This is a genomic window from Enterobacter sp. MGH119, assembly GCF_001037675.1.
GTDB lineage: Bacteria > Pseudomonadota > Gammaproteobacteria > Enterobacterales > Enterobacteriaceae > Enterobacter > Enterobacter hormaechei_C.
Genome location: NZ_KQ089929.1, coordinates 784959 through 801913, shown reverse-complemented (window position 1 = coordinate 801913; position 16955 = coordinate 784959). Strand labels below are relative to the sequence as shown.

Here is a 16955-nt window from a genome sequence, read left to right as displayed (position 1 = left end):
ACAGTTCTCTTGATGATTATTACGCGGCAAACTGACAGTGGAACTCGCCCTGCTCGCAGGTGACATGCAGACGTCGGTACTGCTGGTCGCTGCGGCTGGCGGTAAGTAAAATCTGGCTCATCTGAGGCAGCAACGTATTGGTCAGAATCGCATCCACCATACGCCCGCCCGACTCAACCTCGGTACAGCGCTGAACAATCTGTTCGACCACGCTGTCGTCAAATTCAGAAATAATGTTGTGATTCTCTTCCAGACGACGCTGAATGCGCCTGAGCTGAAGACGCACAATCTGCCCCAGCATCTCGTCGCTGAGCGGGTAGTACGGCACCACCAGCAGACGGCCCAGCAGCGCCGGTGGGAACACCTCCAGCAGCGGCTGGCGCAGCGCGCCGCTTAAGGCCTCAGGCTCCGGCATGAGGTCCGGATCGGCGCACATGGCGCTAATCAGCTCGGTGCCGACGTTGGAGGTCAGAATAATAATGGTGTTGCGGAAATCAATATGGCGCCCCTCGCCGTCTTCCATCCAGCCTTTGTCGAAGACCTGGAAGAAGATCTCGTGGACGTCCGGGTGCGCTTTCTCAATTTCGTCCAGCAGCACGACGCTGTATGGACGGCGGCGGACGGCCTCGGTTAATACCCCGCCTTCACCATACCCTACGTACCCCGGAGGCGCACCTTTTAAGGTGGAGACGGTGTGCGCTTCCTGGAACTCGCTCATGTTGATGGTGATGACGTTCTGCTCGCCGCCGTACAGGGATTCGGCGAGCGCCAGCGCGGTTTCGGTTTTACCGACGCCGGACGGACCGCACAGCATAAAGACGCCCACCGGCTTGTTCGGATCATCAAGCTTCGCCCGCGAGGTTTTCACGCGGCGGGCAATCAGATCCAGACCGTGACGCTGGCCAATAACACGCTGGTTCAGCGTGTCGGCAAGGTTCAGAACCGCGTCGATCTCGTTTTTCACCATCCGGCCCAGCGGGATCCCGGTCCAGTCAGAGACCACCGCGGCAACCACGTTTTCATCCACCGCGGCAAACAGCAGCGGTTCGTCACCCTGTAAGATCTTAAGCGCCTGCTGCTGTTCTGCCAGCTGGCCGCGCAGTTCAGCCGTATCCTCATCTCCCGCCGCAAACAGCGCGGCACGCAGACGGATAATCTCCTGCACCCGCGTGCGCTCTTCTTCCCAGCGACGGGCCAGAGCTTCGCGTTGGGTTTCGAATGCGTCACGTTCGGCGGTTAAGGTCGCCACACGCGCCGGATCGCCCGCCCCCACGCGCGCTTCGCGTTCAGCAATCTCCAGCTCCACGTCCAGGGCCGCCAGGTGACGCAGACAGTCTTCCAGCTGAGCAGGCGGCGCGCTCTGGCTGACGGCCACGCGCGCGCAGGCGGTATCCAGCAGCGCCACCGCTTTATCCGGTAGCTGACGCGCAGGGATATAGCGATGCGACAGTTTCACCGCCGCGCTGACCGCTTCGTCGAGGAGTAAAACCTGATGATGGGTTTCCAGCGGCGACACGGTGCTACGCAGCATCAGTACGGCTTTCGCTTCATCCGGCTCGTGAACCTGCACCGTCTGGAAGCGGCGGGTCAGCGCAGGATCTTTCTCAATGTATTTTTTGTATTCCGCCCAGGTGGTCGCGCCGATGGTGCGCAGTTGCCCGCGCGCCAGGGCTGGCTTGAGCAGGTTAGCGGCATCGCCGGTGCCCTGCTGTCCGCCTGCGCCAATCAGGGTGTGGATCTCATCGATAAACAGAATAATTGGCGTGGCGCTGGACTGCACCTCGTTAATCAGCGCCTGGAGGCGCGCCTCAAATTCCCCTTTCATGCCCGCTCCGGCCTGAAGCATGCCGATATCCAGCAGCCACAGCTGAACGTTTTGCAGCGGCTCCGGCACGTCGCCGTCGGCGATACGCAGCGCCAGCCCTTCCACCACTGCGGTTTTCCCGACGCCGGCTTCCCCGGTCAGCAAGGGGTTGTTCTGGCGACGACGCATCAGGATATCGACCATCTGGCGGATCTCTTCATCGCGCCCCACCACCGGGTCAATCTTGCCTTCCCGGGCGCGCGCCGTCAGATCCTGACCATACTGCGCCAGCGTGCCCTGCGCAGCCGGTACTGCCCCGGCAGGCGCGTCCGCAGCGGCGGCGGCCTGCTGGCTCTCTTTGCTGCTGGCGCAAATGGCGTCGAACTGCTCGACCAGCACCTCAACGTTAAGACGGGTGAACTGCGCCGAAATACTTTTCAGCACGTTAGCCAGATTCCACGTTTTCAATATGCCGATCAGCAAATGGCCGCCGCGGATGCGGCTGACGCCAAATTTCAGCGAGCCGTAGACCCAGGCGCGCTCGACGGCGCTGTCGATATGCTCGGAAAGATCAGACACGGAACTCGCGCCACGCGGCAGGGCATCCAGCGCCGCCACGATATCGCGCGTCAGCTGCTGTTCATCAAGGGCGAAGTGACGGATGACCTGTTGCAGATCGCCATCCTGCTGCTGCATCAGCTGATGCAGCCAGTGCACCAGCTCAACGTACGGGTTGCCGCGCAGCTTACAGAAGGCAGTCGCGCTTTCCAGAGAGGTAAATAACAGCGTATCCAGTTTGCCGAAAAGCACGGCACGGCTAATTTCTGACATGTTAGTTTCCATTAACAATGATTCGGTATACGGAAGGATTATCGCTCTGCGCGATACACCAGATCGCCACGCGGAACAGGCTGAGGCTGAAGGCCGAGCCAGGTGTTGTACCCTAATCGCCCGGCGCTGCCGAGCGTGGCGCCCTGCACCGCATCGGCGCGCAGGATCACCCGTGTTTCCCATTCAAATTCCACCCCGGCGTACTGTCGCACCCAGTCGCGCAGCTCGGTGACCCATCCTTCGCCCGGCAGAAAACGGTTGTAGTCGTCTGCGCTCAACGGGCCAATCTCGAGCCGGAATTTATGCTGCACGTCGCGTACCGCAATGCCGAGAAAAGCGGACTCTCCCATGCGCGGCAGGCGACGCCCCTCACCCAGCTGTGCCTGCTCCCGCGTTGAGAGCGGCATCCACTGCGGGACGTTGGCCACCAGCCTGACCGGCACGTTGAAATAGTTGCGCAGGATTTTCTCCAGCCCTTCCGGGTCCCGCCCGTGACGGGTCAGGTGCCCGGCGTGAGTAAAGCGGGCATGCGCGCTCAGGCTGCCTTTCGACATCTGGGCAGGCTGCCCCATGCCAATCAGCGATGCCAGATACCCTTCGAAGCGCCTGTTGTCGTCGCGATCCAGTGAAACGGCAGGCTGCGCGTCCGCCCAGGCGCGGTAGAACAGCAGCGTCAGGCGGTGGTGAAAGAGGTCGGCAAACGCGCTGAGGCTGTGATCCTGATGATGATGAATACGCTCGCGGGCATACTCAGTCATGTGCACCGGCAGTGGGCCGTTAGGACCAAACATGCCGAAGCTCAGAATGGAAACCTCATGCAGTCCGTTCTCTTCCCGCTGCCGGACCTCAGCAACCGTTGACGGCGCAAAGCCCATTGAAGGCTGCTGACCAATACGCAGCGGCTCAAATTTAGGCAGCGGTGCGCGCCCCAGCGGGTAACGCTCGCCGCCCTGGGCATCAATGCGTCTTAACAGCTGGAACAGATCGTAGCGCCACGGCGTCTCGCGCACCCCGCGCCAGAACGCATCGGGCAGCGGCGTCAGGCGATGCACGCGCAGCGTTGCAGGGGCAACTTCACTCATACCAGCGCCCTTTTACCCATACGAGGCGCCCAGTAGCCGATTTCGCCGCGCTGCTGGCTCTTGAGCGTGAACTCCGTAAAGCTGTTGATGGAGACCAGGCGGGCAAAAAGGCGCTCCAGCACGCTGCCGAAAAGCCACGGGCTGGCGCCGGAAAAGGCGCGTTCGTCCACCGTCAGGGTGATGCCGATCCCGCGGGCGAACACCACCGGGCCGGGTTCCGGCACGCGGCGGTGCACCGGCTCCAGCACGCAGTGACGAACGCCATCCACCTGACGGGCAACCGGCGTCTCGGCGAGGTTGGCGTACAGCCCTAACAGCTGACGCAGCGCGGCAGCGCCCTCTTCGTTTTCGCTGTCCATCAGGCTAAGGTAGTTCATTTGCAGCTGGCTGATGAGCCGCCAGGTGCTGAACCCTTCGGCCAGTGCCGGACGCGGCGGCGTCGGGCCTTTACGCAGGGTTAACGCCTTCACCGGCATGGAGTCGGCCATAATAAACTGCCCAAGCTCCTGCTGGAGCATCAGCGGCAGGTCACGGCTGGTGCACAGCACCTCGGCGGAGATATAGCGCAGGTTTTCCTGCCACGGTGCGTGCTGCGCATCCACCAGCGAGACGAAGACCTCCGAGCCGATATAGCCCGTGCGGGTGCCATAGCGCAGCGCGTGTTCGGAGAGAACGCGCTGCTCACGGCGCAGGGAAAAATAGGCGCCGTAGTTGCCCGCGTCTCCGCTCCAGGTACTCCAGAACGGACGAAACGTCTGGTCGTCCCGCTGACCATCCGCGCTGGCATAGATTTTTTTCACGGCATAAATTTCATAATCCAGCGGGCGGATGTTATCCACCACCAGGTGGTATTCATGCTGGCTTTCGCTCAGCTTCTGCCGGGCCGCCACTTTCGGGAACAGGTTGATCACCGGCGTGCAGTGCAGCGCCAGGTGGCTGGCATCCACCACGCGCTCCAGCTGATCGTCGCTCTTGTCGAGCAGAATGAAGATATCAAACGCTTTTTCGTCTTCGCAGCGCTGGATCAACTTGCCCAGCCCGCTCAGGCTGATGAAACGAAAACGCGCCGGGAACGCGAAGTACTCCTGCAACAGGCGATAGCCGTCAAAGTTACGCAGATCGTCCGGGAGCAGGGCCTGGTCCGCATCAAAGCCTTCCTGACGCAGGGCGTCAGACGACAGCAGCTGGCGCTGGGGCTGCTTGCTGACCGTCTGGCAGACGATGCCCGCGTGGTGCTCCATCACCAGCTCCAGCAGCTTCAGCGCCTCGATGTCCGGGCCGCTTAAGAAGAACTCCAGGCGGTCAAAATCCAGGTGCCCGAGATGCTGCGGGCCATCGCAGGCAATGCGGATCCGTAAGGCGCTGCTGATCCCCCGCTGACTCAGGCCGAGCTGGGCCAGCGGCAGATCGGCGGGAACGCCGCCCAGCTCGATCCGCTCAATTTTTAACGGCAGCAGGTTCACCTCGTGCGCCGTGGTATAGCTGCACGTAACGCCGGTTTTTTTCAGCGCCAGGCTGTCCATCATGGTGCCGCGCGGCACAATAAAGCCTTTGCTCAGGTCGCCCCGGCTGCTGTCGGGCTGAATTTCAGCGATCGCCATCGACGGCGTAGGCGCCAGATAATTTGGCGCAATCATCTCCAGCATACGCTGTGAAAAGCGCGGGAATTCGGCGTCCATTTTCATCTGCACGCGGGAGGTCAGGAAGGCGAAACCTTCCATCAGGCGCTCAATGTACGGGTCCGCCACTTCGATGCCGCGCATGCCGAGCCGCCCCGCCACTTTCGGGTAGCGTTCGGCAAACTCCGCGCCCATCTCGCGCAGATAGGCCAGTTCACGGTTGTAATATTCGAGCAGTTTGCTTTCCATCATTACCCCGCATCTTTCAGTTCAAAATGGCCGTTTTCCAGATCGACGTCGGTGCGAAAGAGAAACTCCAGCGGATACGGCACGCACCACAGGCGGCCTTTGATTTCGATAGACAGAACGTTGTGCAGATCTAACGAGGAGGTATCGGACACGCAGCGAACCTGAAGCCCCTGGGGCAGGATCCGCGGTTCAAAGTTAATAATCGCTTCGGTGAGCTTGCGCTGAATGTCGTGCCATTCGATATCAGACATTCTTTTCCCCGCCAGCGGCGCGACGCCGAAGTTAACGACGGAACGGCTCACCTGCGTCAGCCCGCTCAGATCGCTGGAGGCATCGTGGTTGATGGTATTAAACAACCACTGTAAATCCCGCAGGACGTTACGACGCAGCGCGGCGTGGGTAATCAGATTGCTGTTGGCGGACTCGCGTTTTTTTTCCGGATCGTTATCCGTCAGGCGATCCAGCAGTGAGGGCTGCATTTTGTCCCGCGCCCCCACTTTCTCCTGCCTGCTGCGGGCCTGCCAGCCGCTGCGCAGCAGATCGCCTTCGCCAGCGGTATTACTCATTCGCACCATCCGAGGTAAATGTCACCAGGCTCAGGGTGAGCAGCGGGCTTTCGCTTTGCTCGCTCAGCCAGGCTTTCTGCCCCATGCCTTCATACAGGACACCGTCGTCGTCGAGCGGGAGCCACTCGGTGGTGCGCCCCAGTCTAACGCTATCGGAAGCGCCGTCAGCAAACGGATAACGCGCCGGGATCTGACATACCTGCTCGGTGCCGTCCGTGAGGCGGACCAGCGCATGACGCCACACCAGATCGGTCACGCTGGCCGGAGCCTGAAAACGGATCGCATCGATGGCGCAGAACGGCACCCAGAAATAGCGGCCATTGACCAGGGTCTCACACACCGGCCCCAGACGGGCATCGCCGTCCATCAGCCATTCAAAGGTGTGGCTCTCTTCATTCTCCAGCGTGACCTGCCCGCGGCTTGCCGGGGCCTGTTCGAGTGCCGCCAGGCGCAACGTTTGCGCTTGCCCGGCGCGTTCGGTCAGCGCCTGGGCTAACGTCGACAGCCACGGCCACTGCGCCTCGGGCATTGCCGGTCGCGCCTCTCCCGCGAACACGCGCGCCCGCTGCTGTTCACCCTGAATGGCCTGCTCCAGCAGCGTTACGGTTGGTTTTGCCTGCGGCTTCAGCGCCAGCCAGCTCTTCAGCTGGGTCAGGGCGCGCGCCCAGTTGCCGCTGAGGCTCAGAAACTGCACAAACGCGGCGCGCAGATCGGCATCCGCCGGACGAGCTTTGATTTCGGCTTCCAGGCGAAGCAGCGCGTCGCTAATCGACTCACCCGCCAGACGTTGATAAAGCGTATTCATAGCCTCTCCTTAATTCGCCGCGCGCCAGGCGCCCACTGCCGGATCGCGAAGCTGCGGACGCAGCGTGTCAATCAGAACAACGTTCAGCTCCGCGCCCGGTGCAACCCATGCGCTCCAGATCTTCTTCACCTCTGCGATACGCGCCTGGAGTCTGGCGTCGTCGCTGGCGATCTCACGGGTGATTTCCACCGCCACCGTGCCGTTGCTCTTCCAGCCGTTCAGAGTGCTGTCGTACGGCAGGATCATCCAGCTCTGGTCGCTGTTCGGGGTGCTGAAGACCATGCGCTCTTTGTTGACGGAGGTGATCAGCGCCTTTTCAGGATCGACCGCGTTGTTCAGTCCCATCACCGGGAAGCCGTGAATGTAGGTGACCGGAATCGCTTTCTGCGCCCCATTACGATTTTGCGTCACCACGGTGTGGCCGCTGAGCCAGCTACCGTTGCCGCAGCGGGTGGTGTCGGAATCCGGAATAAACAGCGCCGGCGCGGAGGAACCGCCCTCCCAGAAGGTGCGCAGGTGGCAACCGTCCTGAAGGGTGAACTCCTGCCATGGCGTACGATCTGCCGCCACGGTGTGCGTCTCCGGATTCTGGTCAGGCGGCAGCAGCGCGCCTGAGGTGGTGGTCGTTGCCGCCGTCGTTTCCTGCTGTTTCACCACCAGCGCCCAGTCCTGTGCTTTAGCCGCTGTGCCCCGGGCAAGCGTCGTGCCTTCCGGATCGTTAAGCGTCCAGTTCAGGGTATTCAGCTTGCTGCACTGGTGCTCCAGCAGCGAGCCAAGGCGCGGCACGAAGTTTTCCAGCACCGAAACCTCTTTCTTGCCGTTCGCCACGATACGCAGCGCCACGTCCGCCTTACACCAGCTTTGCGGCGTATTGTCTTTAATGTTGTCGATCCAGATATCCAGCTTCTGCGCAGGAGACTGCACGATGCGGAAGTTTTCAGCCTGTGCGATGGTCGCCACCGTCAGAAGAGCCAAACCCGATAGCCAAAGTTTCATATCAATCCTTGTGTGTCTAATCAGTTCCGCAGGGAAGAAATTGTGCTGCGTCAGAGAGCGTATGCAGCAAAGTGGTGTCCTGAGGGTTGCCCATCCACACCGCCACGGCGGAATAGTTATCCTGAGCATTGCCCTCCTGTTCGGCATTCTTTTGAATGATTTGGTTCATTAAGGTCAGCCACTCCTGTGGCGTATTGACCATGTGCAGCGACTGCTTCATCTGCTCTTCGCTAACGCCGTGCCAGAAACCGTCGGTGCAGAGCAGGAAGGCATCACCGTCCTCGACCTGCACGACATCGCTGTAGCTCGCTTCCGGTCCGCCATTCTCAATACCCAGCGCCAGATACAGCAGGTTGCTGTTGAGATCGTCGGTCTGATGCCCGGCATCTTTCATCTGCTGGACGAGGCTGTGATCGGTGGTGACATGCCACAGCCAGCCGCGGCGAAACAGGTACAGGCGGCTGTCTCCGGCGTGCGCCCAGTAAGCCAGACGGTAATCCCTGTCGATAAACAGGCTGACCAGCGTGGTGCCCATCCGGCGATAGTCCTGCACGGCCTGTTGTTCGCTGAGGATGGTGCGGTTCGCCGTTTGGACGTAGTCACGAATATGCTGCGCATTAAGGTGCTTGTCGCCGTCAAAGCGGGAAATAATGCTGTTGCGGGCCAGCTCAGCGGCCACCTCGCCGCCCGGCAGGCCCGCGATGCCGTCACAGACGACAAAGCAGGCTGAACGTTCCCCGATGGTTTCTCCCGTCTGATCCTGGTTGCTGGCGCGCGTCCCCTGGCGGGAGAGAGAAGCCGTTGCGATATTCATTTTTCTTCCGATCCGCTTTGTGAGTCTTTGTACTGATTGACCTCCATGTCATAGGCATGGAGGAAGGCTTCGCCAAACAGGGTATGGAAGTCGTCCTCGATCTCGCCCGCCGTCTCGCCATAGCTGCGAACGAAATAATCCCACAGCGCGGCTTTACGGCTGCCCGGCAGCGCCAGGCGTGACGTCATCCCGTTCTGCTTCGCCTGCTCTTCCAGCTGTTCCGGATTAAAGGATTGCAGCATGGCGGCGATAATGGCGCGGATACCGGAGATCATCCCCAGCTGGTGCGCCTGGAGATCGATTAGCGCATCACGCACCGATTTGGTCGGCGGCATAAAGCCCGGCATCGGCGTGCCGAACATCTGGATCAGCACCGTTTTCCCGGTCGGCAACAGTTTGAACGGGTTGTTCGCATCGTCGAGCACCATGGTCATATCGGCTTTCACCCCACGCTTGAGGATGGAGCGCGAGGAGAGCAGCGCCACGGTCCCCTGCGAGAACATGCCCAGGATCTGCCCCAGCTGACGCATATTTTCCCGGTCAAACTGCGGTACCGGCTGCATTTCGCTCAGGCCCATGCCCTCCAGCAGCGCCTCCAGCAGTTCGCCCTGAAGCACCTCGCCCCGCTCGCCGGTCTGCGCGGAGGCAGCAGGCGAAGCAGCGTTTTTAACCGGGTCGATACGCAGGCGGCCTTTAGGCGCCTGCGTGTTACTGCGCGCCACGGCCTGCGGCGTTGGCATGGTGAAGCCAGCGTAATCGGGACGCGCGGGCTCTTCTTCCGCGCGCGGCGCATCCTGTGGTTCAGTCGGTTCCGGATCGAACAGCGGTGAGCTGGCCAGCGCATCCTCTTCCTGTGCGGCTTGCGGTTCAGGCTTTGGCTCCGGCTTATCGGCCACGATTTCATCCGGATGGGTTAACGGCGCGCCACCCATCAGGCCGAGGGGGTCATCGTGACGCGCGGCAGGTGCGCTCGCCGACCCGCCAAACAGGGCTAACGGATCAAGTTCGTCCGACGCCTCTTCCTTTGGCTGGGCAGGTTTGCTTTCGTCCGGCTGTACCAGCGTTGAAGGGGTGACATCGTCAAAGATGCTCTCTTTTTTAAACAACGCTTCATCGCTGAACAGCGTGTCCGGGTCAACGTTTTTACGTTCAAGCGACGGTTCGGCATCGTTAAACATTGACAGCGGATCTTCGGCATTCCGCTCCGGGGCTGCAGGCTGAGAGAACGGATCGTGGGATGCCGCGGGCTGTGGTTTTGCCCGGTTGCTGGAGATGCTGTCGGAGATGGAAAACTCCTGCATCAGGCTGTCCCAGATTTCCGACGGCACGGCCGTAGGTTCAGCTTTTCCGCGAGGCGCGGCGCTGGCCGGTTTCGGTTGTGGCGCCGGAGCAGGTGTCGCCGCTGGGCGCGCCTGCTGCATGCTGGCCGCCATGCGGCTTACGGGCTGGGTGTCATGAATGAGTTCGCTGACTTCAATGCGATAATCATCAATACCGAGAATATCCCCGTCCTGAAGCTCAACCTGACGCCCACGCTCCAGCGGGATATCATTCAGTACCACGCGGGTAACGCTGCCGCGGTTCGTGACGCGGCATTCGCCACTGGCGTCGACGTGAACGATGGCCTGCAAACGCGAGATAGTGCGGTCATTGTCCGGCAGCACCAGATTGTTATCCGTACCGCGCCCAATGGTGCCGCCCGGGGCATAAAAATCACAGCTGCTTTGCGGCGGCTGATGACCGGGTTTCGTAGAAATAATCGTGAATCGCATGGCGTATTCCTGCTGGTATGATTAGCGCTCAAACGCTGCCGCTCTCGGGGGTGAAAACGGCGGGGTTTGGGGGTTAATTCAGAAAGGCATCGTTAAAATTTTCAACATAAAATTAGACACTATTAATGCTCGAAAGAATTAACAGCAGTAAAAATATAACAGTGGCAATAAATATTTTTCTTCTATACGACTTAACCCATGACAAATCAAAATCAGAAAAAATTTTATTGCACGACTGTGGCTCAAGCCAACGACACTCAGTTAATCTCACACGCTTACCCTGTAAGACCCGTGATAAAATTGTGGTGAGGAAACCAAATCCCCAGAACCCAAGATTTTGCCAGGTTTGATAATCTTCTTTTTTGAGCAACTGTTGATTTGTTAATATCGCATATATTTGATTAACCTGGCGATAATTTTTCCGATAGTCTATATAAAATGAAATAACTATGCCTATAAAAGCAATAAAGAGACAGATAATAACAGCAGAGTAAATATTATTAAAAATCACTTTATTCTCCGCTAAAAATTAAATTGTTTAGCTGTTCTCCTGCAAACCCACCGATTTGTGTTCCGCCCGCTGCCCCGACTGCACCAACCACTAAACCACAGATGAGTGTACCTGTCCCCGCTGTGGGCACACCTAATGCAAGACAAACAGGAGCCGCAAGGGAGGAGCCTAATGCAGCACCAGCGACACCGCCTCCAAATTTGCTATATTCTGTCACTGCAACTCTGCTGCACTCATGTTCTCTTCCAGTAGTGCAGGCATGATAAACTTCGTTAGACGTATTCATAAAAGAAAAACCTAAAGCAACCCATCCACCTGCTTTCAGGTAAGAGGATATTCTGGCTGCTCTGTCAATATATGTTGAGTAGCCAGGGATTGCACCAATACCAACTGTACTCCATTCATGGACTATTGATTTCGTGGACAGTCCTAATGCTCTCTTAAGATCCGCATAATCTTTAAACTTAAGCTGTTTTTTAGTTATTTTATTTAACAAGGGTTTCAATTGCGCGAAAAGCGCATTGCGCTCAGCATAAAATTGTTGGCCAAAAAGCGCACCTTGTGTCCTGTACTGATTTTGATAGGTGGCTTCAATTTTAATTAAAATATTTTCAATTTGCTTAAAATATGACTCACCTGTACCGCTCACGCCCCCGACGATTGTATCGCCCCAGCCTGTTATGGCTTTTATATTATCATAATTATTTTTCAAAAACTCAGCGGTGGCTCCATCCAAAGTCGCAAGCGCGTTGGTCACCTTCTTTTTTGCAATGGCTAAGCTATTGATCTGTTGAGTTTGATTATCGCCAAGCGGGTCAGCAACAATTAATATTTGTCCGGGTTTGAGCCACGCAGTGTCTTTATTCAATTGCATAAAATACTCGGATTTTTCATTGCGCGCAGTGCCAAATAGCTGTCTTGCCTGAAAATCCAGAGTGCCGGGTTGCTGAACGACACAGTAACCTGGAGCAACGTTTGACGGACTTGCCATGTAAACTCCTTGTATTTTTAATGTGTAGCTTTTGCAGAAAGTTTATTTTTGGACATTGAGTTGGCGAATCGCATCGCTATGGGATATTAAGCTGCACTTTAATACCTCATAGTTTGCCGGTGCCGTACCACCTAGCTTTTGTTTCAGTAAGGAGTTAATAACCTCGTCGGCTTTTTCGAAATTCTCGGCAGGCAGGTTACTGACTTCCAGCCATGCTGCGGCGCTTGCCTTTGCATCATTTTTCAGCGTCGCACTGTCCGCAATCTTGCCGATACAGCGATTCTGCACCCAGTTTTCAAAAATCTGTTGTTGAGAAAAGGTGTTAACGTCCGGGAGAGTATGGGCGATGGTATATGAGGTATTTAACGCGAGTACGAAAGCGAGTAAACGTCTCATTTCAGGCTCCAGAGCGTAGCGCTGCCAGGAATAAACGAACCATTACCGGGAGAACCCAAGAAATGGCAATCATCGGAGCAAATATTCCCATTCCAGAGCGTGACATGTCCAGTGGCATCGCTCCAGCCGTGACCGCTAAAGATAATAATACCTTGTTTACCTGCAAATTGGCTTGGTGTTGGAGACGTCACCGTCATATCTGCATTACCCAGTACAGTTGGCAGAAAAGCAATCATATCCTTTACGCGATACATGTAACGTTTTTTATCACTCCCCGTAACCGTCGCATATCTGCTGTTGGAGGGAATTGGAACGCCACAATAATTTAAAACGTAGCTCATACGAATGGGGCATGCATTTTGGAAAATTCCGGCTTCAATATTGTGCTGGACTTTTCCACCCAATAATTTGCCTACCGTTTCGACATTGACATTAACTTCTCTAAATCTGTTCCAGGCGGCACCAAAAGCAGGACGCATAAATATTTTCCCTTTTAGAAAGTACAGGATAAAGTGAGCCCTTTCGGGCCCACTCCTGTTACGCTTCTTTGTTTTCTTTGATGTTCCAGCCAGCGCTGCTTTCAGCACCTTTACCACCGGCAGTGGTCTGCTCCCAGTACTGCTGTTTCACTTTCGCAGCCTGGAATGCATAGGTCACGCCAACGGTATCGCCGTTGTCTGCACCCGTGTACTGAACGGAAGTCACGAGAACGTCTTCCAGGGTGATGCGGGTGTATTCAACCTGCTGACCACCCGCTTTGCAGACGGACAGTTCAACTTTGGTCAGGTGTTTACCGCTTGCGCAGTGTTTCAGGATTGCTGTAGTGGATTTGTCGATCAGAGCGTTAACGTGCAGGTCGTTAAAGTTAACTTTACCGGCACCGCCGCCACCGCCAACGCTCATATTACCTGGCTGGGACGCGCCCCAGGAGAAGGAGGTAATATCAGTCCAGCCGGTGTGGTTAGAATCTTTAGATTCGCCCGTAACACCCTCGACCTTCAGAAACATATCAATAGCCATAATATCTACTCTTCGTGGATGAACAATATTGCTTTCGAAAAAGCCCTTATATGGCAAACAGGAAAGCATGGGGCTGAATAAAACCGTCCATATTTTACCTCTGCCTCATATCAAACGACCCGTGTCATTTGACAGTCTTACATTCCCCCGAAATAACGGAATGAATGTGAAGTCTTTATTACTGTGCTTTATTGTGGAACCAGTTAAGGACAGCATTAGCAATTTAGCCGTCTTTCTTGCCGGGTGGCGCTGTGCTTACCCGGCCTACATTGAGCAACGATATCAATTGATTGCACGTTTGATTGTAGGCCCGTGCAAGCGTAGCGCCGCCGGGCGAAACTCACAAAACGCACGTAGTCAGCAGTCTGACGCTCTTACGCGTCCTTCGTCTTCAGCGACGGCAGTTTAGATACCAGACGCAGGGAAACGGTCAGACCTTCCAGCTGGTAGTGTGGACGCAGGAAGAACTTCGCGGCGTAGTAGCCAGGGTTGTCTTCAATTTCCTGCACCTGCACTTCCGCCGCCGCCAGCGGTTTACGGGACTTGGTTTCCTGGGAGGAGTTCGCCGGGTCACCGTCGACGTAGTTCATCACCCAGTCGTTCAGCCAGCGTTCCATCTCTTCGCGCTCGCGGAAGGAGCCGATTTTGTCGCGCACGATGCACTTCAGGTAGTGAGCAAAACGACAGCAGGCGAACAGGTAAGGCAGACGGGAGGCCAGGCGCGCGTTAGCGGTGGCATCCGGGTCGTGGTACTCGGCCGGTTTTTGCAGGGACTGCGCGCCGATGAAGGCGGCGAAGTCGGAGTTTTTGCGGTGAACCAGCGGCATAAAGCCGTTTTTCGCCAGTTCCGCTTCACGGCGATCGCTGATGGCGATCTCGGTCGGGCACTTCATGTCCACGCCGCCGTCATCGCTCGGGAAGGTGTGGCACGGCAGGTTTTCCACCGCCCCGCCGGATTCGACGCCGCGAATCGAGGTGCACCAGCCGTACTCTTTAAAGGAGCGGTTGATGTTGGCCGCCATCGCATAGGCCGCGTTCGCCCAGGAGTAGCTGTTGTGGTTCGCGCCGTCGGTCTGCTCTTCAAAATCAAAGCTGTCGACCGGGTTGGTGCGAATGCCGTACGGCAGGCGCGACAGGAAGCGCGGCATCACCAGGCCCAGATAGCGGGCATCTTCCGATTCACGCAGTGAACGCCAGGCGGCGTATTCGGTGTTCTGGAAGATTTTGGTCAGATCGCGCGGGTTAGCCAGTTCCTGCCAGGACTCCATCTGCATCACGCCCGGTGCGGTACCGGTGATGAACGGACAGTGGGCCGCGGAGCCAATGCGCGCCATCTCGCCCAGCAGCTCAACGTCCTGCGGGCTGTGGTCGAAGTAGTAGTCGCCTACGATGCAGCCAAACGGCTCGCCACCGAACTGGCCGTACTCCTGCTCGTAGATTTTTTTGAAGATCGGGCTCTGGTCCCAGCCCACGCCCTTGTAGCGCTTCAGGGTGCGGCCCAGCTCCTGCTTGGAGATGCTCATAAAGCGGATCTTCAGCATCTCGTCGGTTTCGGTATTGTTCACCAGGTAGCTCAGGCCGCGCCAGGCGCTTTCCAGCTTCTGGAACTCCTCGTGGTGAATGATCTGGTTCACCTGCTGCGAAAGCTGCTCGTCAATACCGGCAATCAGGTTCTGAATGGTGCGGTAGGTATCGTTTGAGAAGGTCACGGTGTTTTCCAGCGCCTGCTGCGCCAGGGTTTTAACCGCGCTTTCTACGGCAGAGCGCGCCTGATCGGTTTTCGGGCGGAACTCTTTATTCAGCAGCGCGCTGAACTCGTCCTGGCTGAATGCCTGGCCCGCCTGCTGATCGTGTTGTTGAGTCTGGTTGCTCATCGATTATTCCTCGCTACCTTTCGCACTTTCGTCATTTTTCGGCAACTGGCTCAGGGATTTGAGCAGCGTCGGATCCTGAAGGATTTTTGCAATAAGCTCTTCCGCGCCGTTTTTGCCGTCCATGTAGGTCAGCAGGTTAGAGAGCTGGGTGCGGGCTTCCAGCAGCTTGTTCAGCGGCTCTACTTTACGGGCCACCGCGTCCGGCAGGAAGTCGTCCATGCTGTCAAAGGTCAGATCGACGTTGAGCTTACCTTCGCCGGTCAGGGTGTTATCCACCTGGAACGCCACGCGCGGCTTCAGCGCCTTCATGCGTTCGTCGAAGTTGTCGATGTCGATTTCCAGGAACTTACGCTCATCGACGGCTGGCAGGTTTTCCACCGGCTTGCCAACCAGATCGGCCATAACGCCCATCACAAACGGCAGCTGAATTTTGCGTTCTGCACCGTAGATCTCTACGTCGTATTCGATCTGCACGCGGGGAGCACGGTTGCGTGCGATGAATTTCTGTCCACTGTTACTCATTGCCATGATGTTCTCCATCAAAGATGCGCGGTGAAGGTAAAACGGCAGACTCCATGCCTGTCGTCATAATGCCAGGACGCGTCATTCGCGGCGTCCAAAGATGTTTTCCAGTTGGTTAACGCCGTCTGGCGCCAGGTCGCGAATAATGTCCATAAAGTTGAGTTCAGACAGCCGCTGCACCCGTTCAATCATCAGCGGTGCGGGATGGCTGGGTTCGTACTGCGCAAAATACTGTTTCGCTTTTTCCAGCATCAGCTGGGCGTCGGCGCGGCTGGTCACCTGCACGCTGCGCCAGTCCGTCACCTGCTGAACGGGCGACGCGGCCACCGGCTGCGGCTCGGCGTGCTGTTCAGCCTGCGCGTCACGGTTCGGCAGCAGCTTACTGATGTCGGTCACCTGACAGGCGCTGGAAACCAGTCCGACGGTTTTCAGCAGCTGTTCCATCTCCGGGACGCCACTTTCCCCGAGATAGCCGGTAAGCAGTTCGCGGATGGCCAGCAGGCGTTCGTTGATCACGATTACCGCTTCGGTGCCGGGCTGATCGCCCCGGGCCAGCTCATCGATCAGTCGTGGACGCCCGCCCGGATAATCCGGACACTCGGTTTTACTGCCGTCAAGCAGCGCCTGGGCGTCACGGAGCGAAATCTCATCGCCGTTTGAGCGGAGCAGTGAGGCGTTGCGTACCGCGACCGTCAGGTCAGACTTATCACTCAGCCCGGCGAGGGCGTTGATGCGGTAGAACGGATCGGTTTCGCCATACTCTTCCAGCAGCGGGTAAAGCTGCTCCCAGTAACGGGACAGGGCTTCCTGCACCAGCAGTAGCCCGTCGGCGTAACCTGCCAGCCCGCGACGACGTGTCCAGGCATGGGTTAACGCCAGCATGACGCGAAGATCTTTGGTGCGTCCCAGTAGGCTAGTGGCGAGTTTTTCCACCGTGTTCCAGTCGGCAGGCTCTGCCGGAATGATGGTGTCGCCAAACTGCTGCTCGGCTTTGCCCTGACTGGCCTGCCCCATGGCCTGGAAATCAGCGTCGTACTCCAGGTTTTCACCGCAGGGGTTGTCGGGGCTTATCGGCGCGAGAAATTCATCGATATTCATAAGAT

Annotated in this window: 16 protein-coding genes; all 16 read right to left on the bottom strand. The window is 57.5% G+C overall.

Going from position 1 to position 16955, the window contains the following annotated elements:
- Positions 1-19: 19 nt before the first annotated feature.
- Entirely contained in the window at positions 20-2635 is a 2616-nt protein-coding gene (tssH, locus tag SK53_RS03730; protein ID WP_048208544.1) for a type VI secretion system ATPase TssH, read from the bottom strand.
- A gap of 38 nt (positions 2636-2673) precedes the next feature.
- The gene (tssG, locus tag SK53_RS03725; RefSeq protein ID WP_048208542.1) at positions 2674-3717 is read right to left on the bottom strand and encodes a type VI secretion system baseplate subunit TssG; all 1044 of its coding nucleotides are present in this window, start codon (positions 3715-3717) and stop codon (positions 2674-2676) included.
- Complete coding sequence (gene tssF, locus SK53_RS03720; RefSeq protein WP_040117760.1) at positions 3714-5585, bottom strand: type VI secretion system baseplate subunit TssF; 1872 nt, start codon at positions 5583-5585, stop codon at positions 3714-3716. The genes tssG and tssF overlap by 4 nt, the downstream gene beginning before the upstream one ends.
- A gap of 2 nt (positions 5586-5587) precedes the next feature.
- Positions 5588-6151 carry a type VI secretion system baseplate subunit TssE gene (tssE, locus tag SK53_RS03715; protein WP_003859970.1) on the bottom strand — a complete coding sequence of 188 codons (564 nt, stop codon included), beginning with the start codon at positions 6149-6151 and terminating at the stop codon, positions 5588-5590.
- Entirely contained in the window at positions 6144-6956 is an 813-nt protein-coding gene (locus tag SK53_RS03710) for a type VI secretion system accessory protein TagJ (RefSeq protein ID WP_048208540.1), read from the bottom strand. Before SK53_RS03710 ends, tssE begins: the two co-directional genes overlap by 8 nt.
- A 9-nt stretch (positions 6957-6965) precedes the next feature.
- A complete protein-coding gene (locus SK53_RS03705) occupies positions 6966-7952 on the bottom strand; it encodes a hypothetical protein (RefSeq protein ID WP_048208538.1) in 987 nt (328 codons plus the stop codon).
- 16 nt (positions 7953-7968) lie between these two features.
- A complete protein-coding gene (locus tag SK53_RS03700) occupies positions 7969-8766 on the bottom strand; it encodes a PP2C family protein-serine/threonine phosphatase (protein WP_048208536.1) in 798 nt (265 codons plus the stop codon).
- Positions 8763-10538, bottom strand: coding sequence for a type VI secretion system-associated FHA domain protein TagH (gene tagH / locus SK53_RS03695; protein WP_048208534.1), 1776 nt, complete (start codon positions 10536-10538; stop codon positions 8763-8765). Before tagH ends, SK53_RS03700 begins: the two co-directional genes overlap by 4 nt.
- A 112-nt stretch (positions 10539-10650) precedes the next feature.
- The gene (locus tag SK53_RS03690; RefSeq protein ID WP_045332127.1) at positions 10651-11049 is read right to left on the bottom strand and encodes a hypothetical protein; all 399 of its coding nucleotides are present in this window, start codon (positions 11047-11049) and stop codon (positions 10651-10653) included.
- A gap of 1 nt (position 11050) precedes the next feature.
- Positions 11051-12040: a hypothetical protein gene (locus SK53_RS03685; protein WP_006810951.1), complete on the bottom strand. Its 990-nt coding sequence runs from the start codon at positions 12038-12040 to the stop codon at positions 11051-11053.
- A 42-nt stretch (positions 12041-12082) separates the two neighbouring features.
- Positions 12083-12436, bottom strand: coding sequence for a T6SS amidase immunity protein Tai4 family protein (locus tag SK53_RS03680; protein ID WP_032658941.1), 354 nt, complete (start codon positions 12434-12436; stop codon positions 12083-12085).
- Positions 12433-12915, bottom strand: a complete 483-nt coding sequence (locus tag SK53_RS03675; protein WP_006810953.1) for a type VI secretion system amidase effector protein Tae4 — start codon at positions 12913-12915, stop codon at positions 12433-12435. The genes SK53_RS03680 and SK53_RS03675 overlap by 4 nt, the downstream gene beginning before the upstream one ends.
- Before the next feature lie 58 nt (positions 12916-12973).
- On the bottom strand, positions 12974-13456 hold the full coding sequence (locus SK53_RS03670; RefSeq protein WP_014884229.1) for an Hcp family type VI secretion system effector: 483 nt from the start codon (positions 13454-13456) through the stop codon (positions 12974-12976).
- Positions 13457-13830: 374 nt separating this feature from the next.
- Complete coding sequence (gene tssC, locus SK53_RS03665; protein WP_006810956.1) at positions 13831-15330, bottom strand: type VI secretion system contractile sheath large subunit; 1500 nt, start codon at positions 15328-15330, stop codon at positions 13831-13833.
- A 3-nt stretch (positions 15331-15333) separates the two neighbouring features.
- On the bottom strand, positions 15334-15858 hold the full coding sequence (tssB, locus tag SK53_RS03660; RefSeq protein ID WP_008502644.1) for a type VI secretion system contractile sheath small subunit: 525 nt from the start codon (positions 15856-15858) through the stop codon (positions 15334-15336).
- Positions 15859-15933: 75 nt separating this feature from the next.
- Complete coding sequence (tssA, locus tag SK53_RS03655) at positions 15934-16950, bottom strand: type VI secretion system protein TssA (RefSeq protein ID WP_015570331.1); 1017 nt, start codon at positions 16948-16950, stop codon at positions 15934-15936.
- Positions 16951-16955 lie beyond the last annotated feature (5 nt).

Excerpts from the sequence above, each read along its gene's own strand:
- tssH (WP_048208544.1), bottom strand. The coding sequence starts at position 2,635 with ATGTCAGAAATTAGCCGTGCCGTGCTTTTCGGCAAACTGGATACGCTG.
- SK53_RS03670 (WP_014884229.1), bottom strand. The coding sequence starts at position 13,456 with ATGGCTATTGATATGTTTCTGAAGGTCGAGGGTGTTACGGGCGAATCT.
- tssG (WP_048208542.1), bottom strand. The coding sequence starts at position 3,717 with ATGAGTGAAGTTGCCCCTGCAACGCTGCGCGTGCATCGCCTGACGCCG.
- tssB (WP_008502644.1), bottom strand. The coding sequence starts at position 15,858 with ATGGCAATGAGTAACAGTGGACAGAAATTCATCGCACGCAACCGTGCT.
- SK53_RS03700 (WP_048208536.1), bottom strand. The coding sequence starts at position 8,766 with ATGAATATCGCAACGGCTTCTCTCTCCCGCCAGGGGACGCGCGCCAGC.
- tssC (WP_006810956.1), bottom strand. The coding sequence starts at position 15,330 with ATGAGCAACCAGACTCAACAACACGATCAGCAGGCGGGCCAGGCATTC.
- tssE (WP_003859970.1), bottom strand. The coding sequence starts at position 6,151 with ATGAGTAATACCGCTGGCGAAGGCGATCTGCTGCGCAGCGGCTGGCAG.
- SK53_RS03675 (WP_006810953.1), bottom strand. The coding sequence starts at position 12,915 with ATGCGTCCTGCTTTTGGTGCCGCCTGGAACAGATTTAGAGAAGTTAAT.
- SK53_RS03705 (WP_048208538.1), bottom strand. The coding sequence starts at position 7,952 with ATGAAACTTTGGCTATCGGGTTTGGCTCTTCTGACGGTGGCGACCATC.
- SK53_RS03710 (WP_048208540.1), bottom strand. The coding sequence starts at position 6,956 with ATGAATACGCTTTATCAACGTCTGGCGGGTGAGTCGATTAGCGACGCG.
- tagH (WP_048208534.1), bottom strand. The coding sequence starts at position 10,538 with ATGCGATTCACGATTATTTCTACGAAACCCGGTCATCAGCCGCCGCAA.
- SK53_RS03685 (WP_006810951.1), bottom strand. The coding sequence starts at position 12,040 with ATGGCAAGTCCGTCAAACGTTGCTCCAGGTTACTGTGTCGTTCAGCAA.
- tssF (WP_040117760.1), bottom strand. The coding sequence starts at position 5,585 with ATGGAAAGCAAACTGCTCGAATATTACAACCGTGAACTGGCCTATCTG.
- SK53_RS03680 (WP_032658941.1), bottom strand. The coding sequence starts at position 12,436 with ATGAGACGTTTACTCGCTTTCGTACTCGCGTTAAATACCTCATATACC.
- tssA (WP_015570331.1), bottom strand. The coding sequence starts at position 16,950 with ATGAATATCGATGAATTTCTCGCGCCGATAAGCCCCGACAACCCCTGC.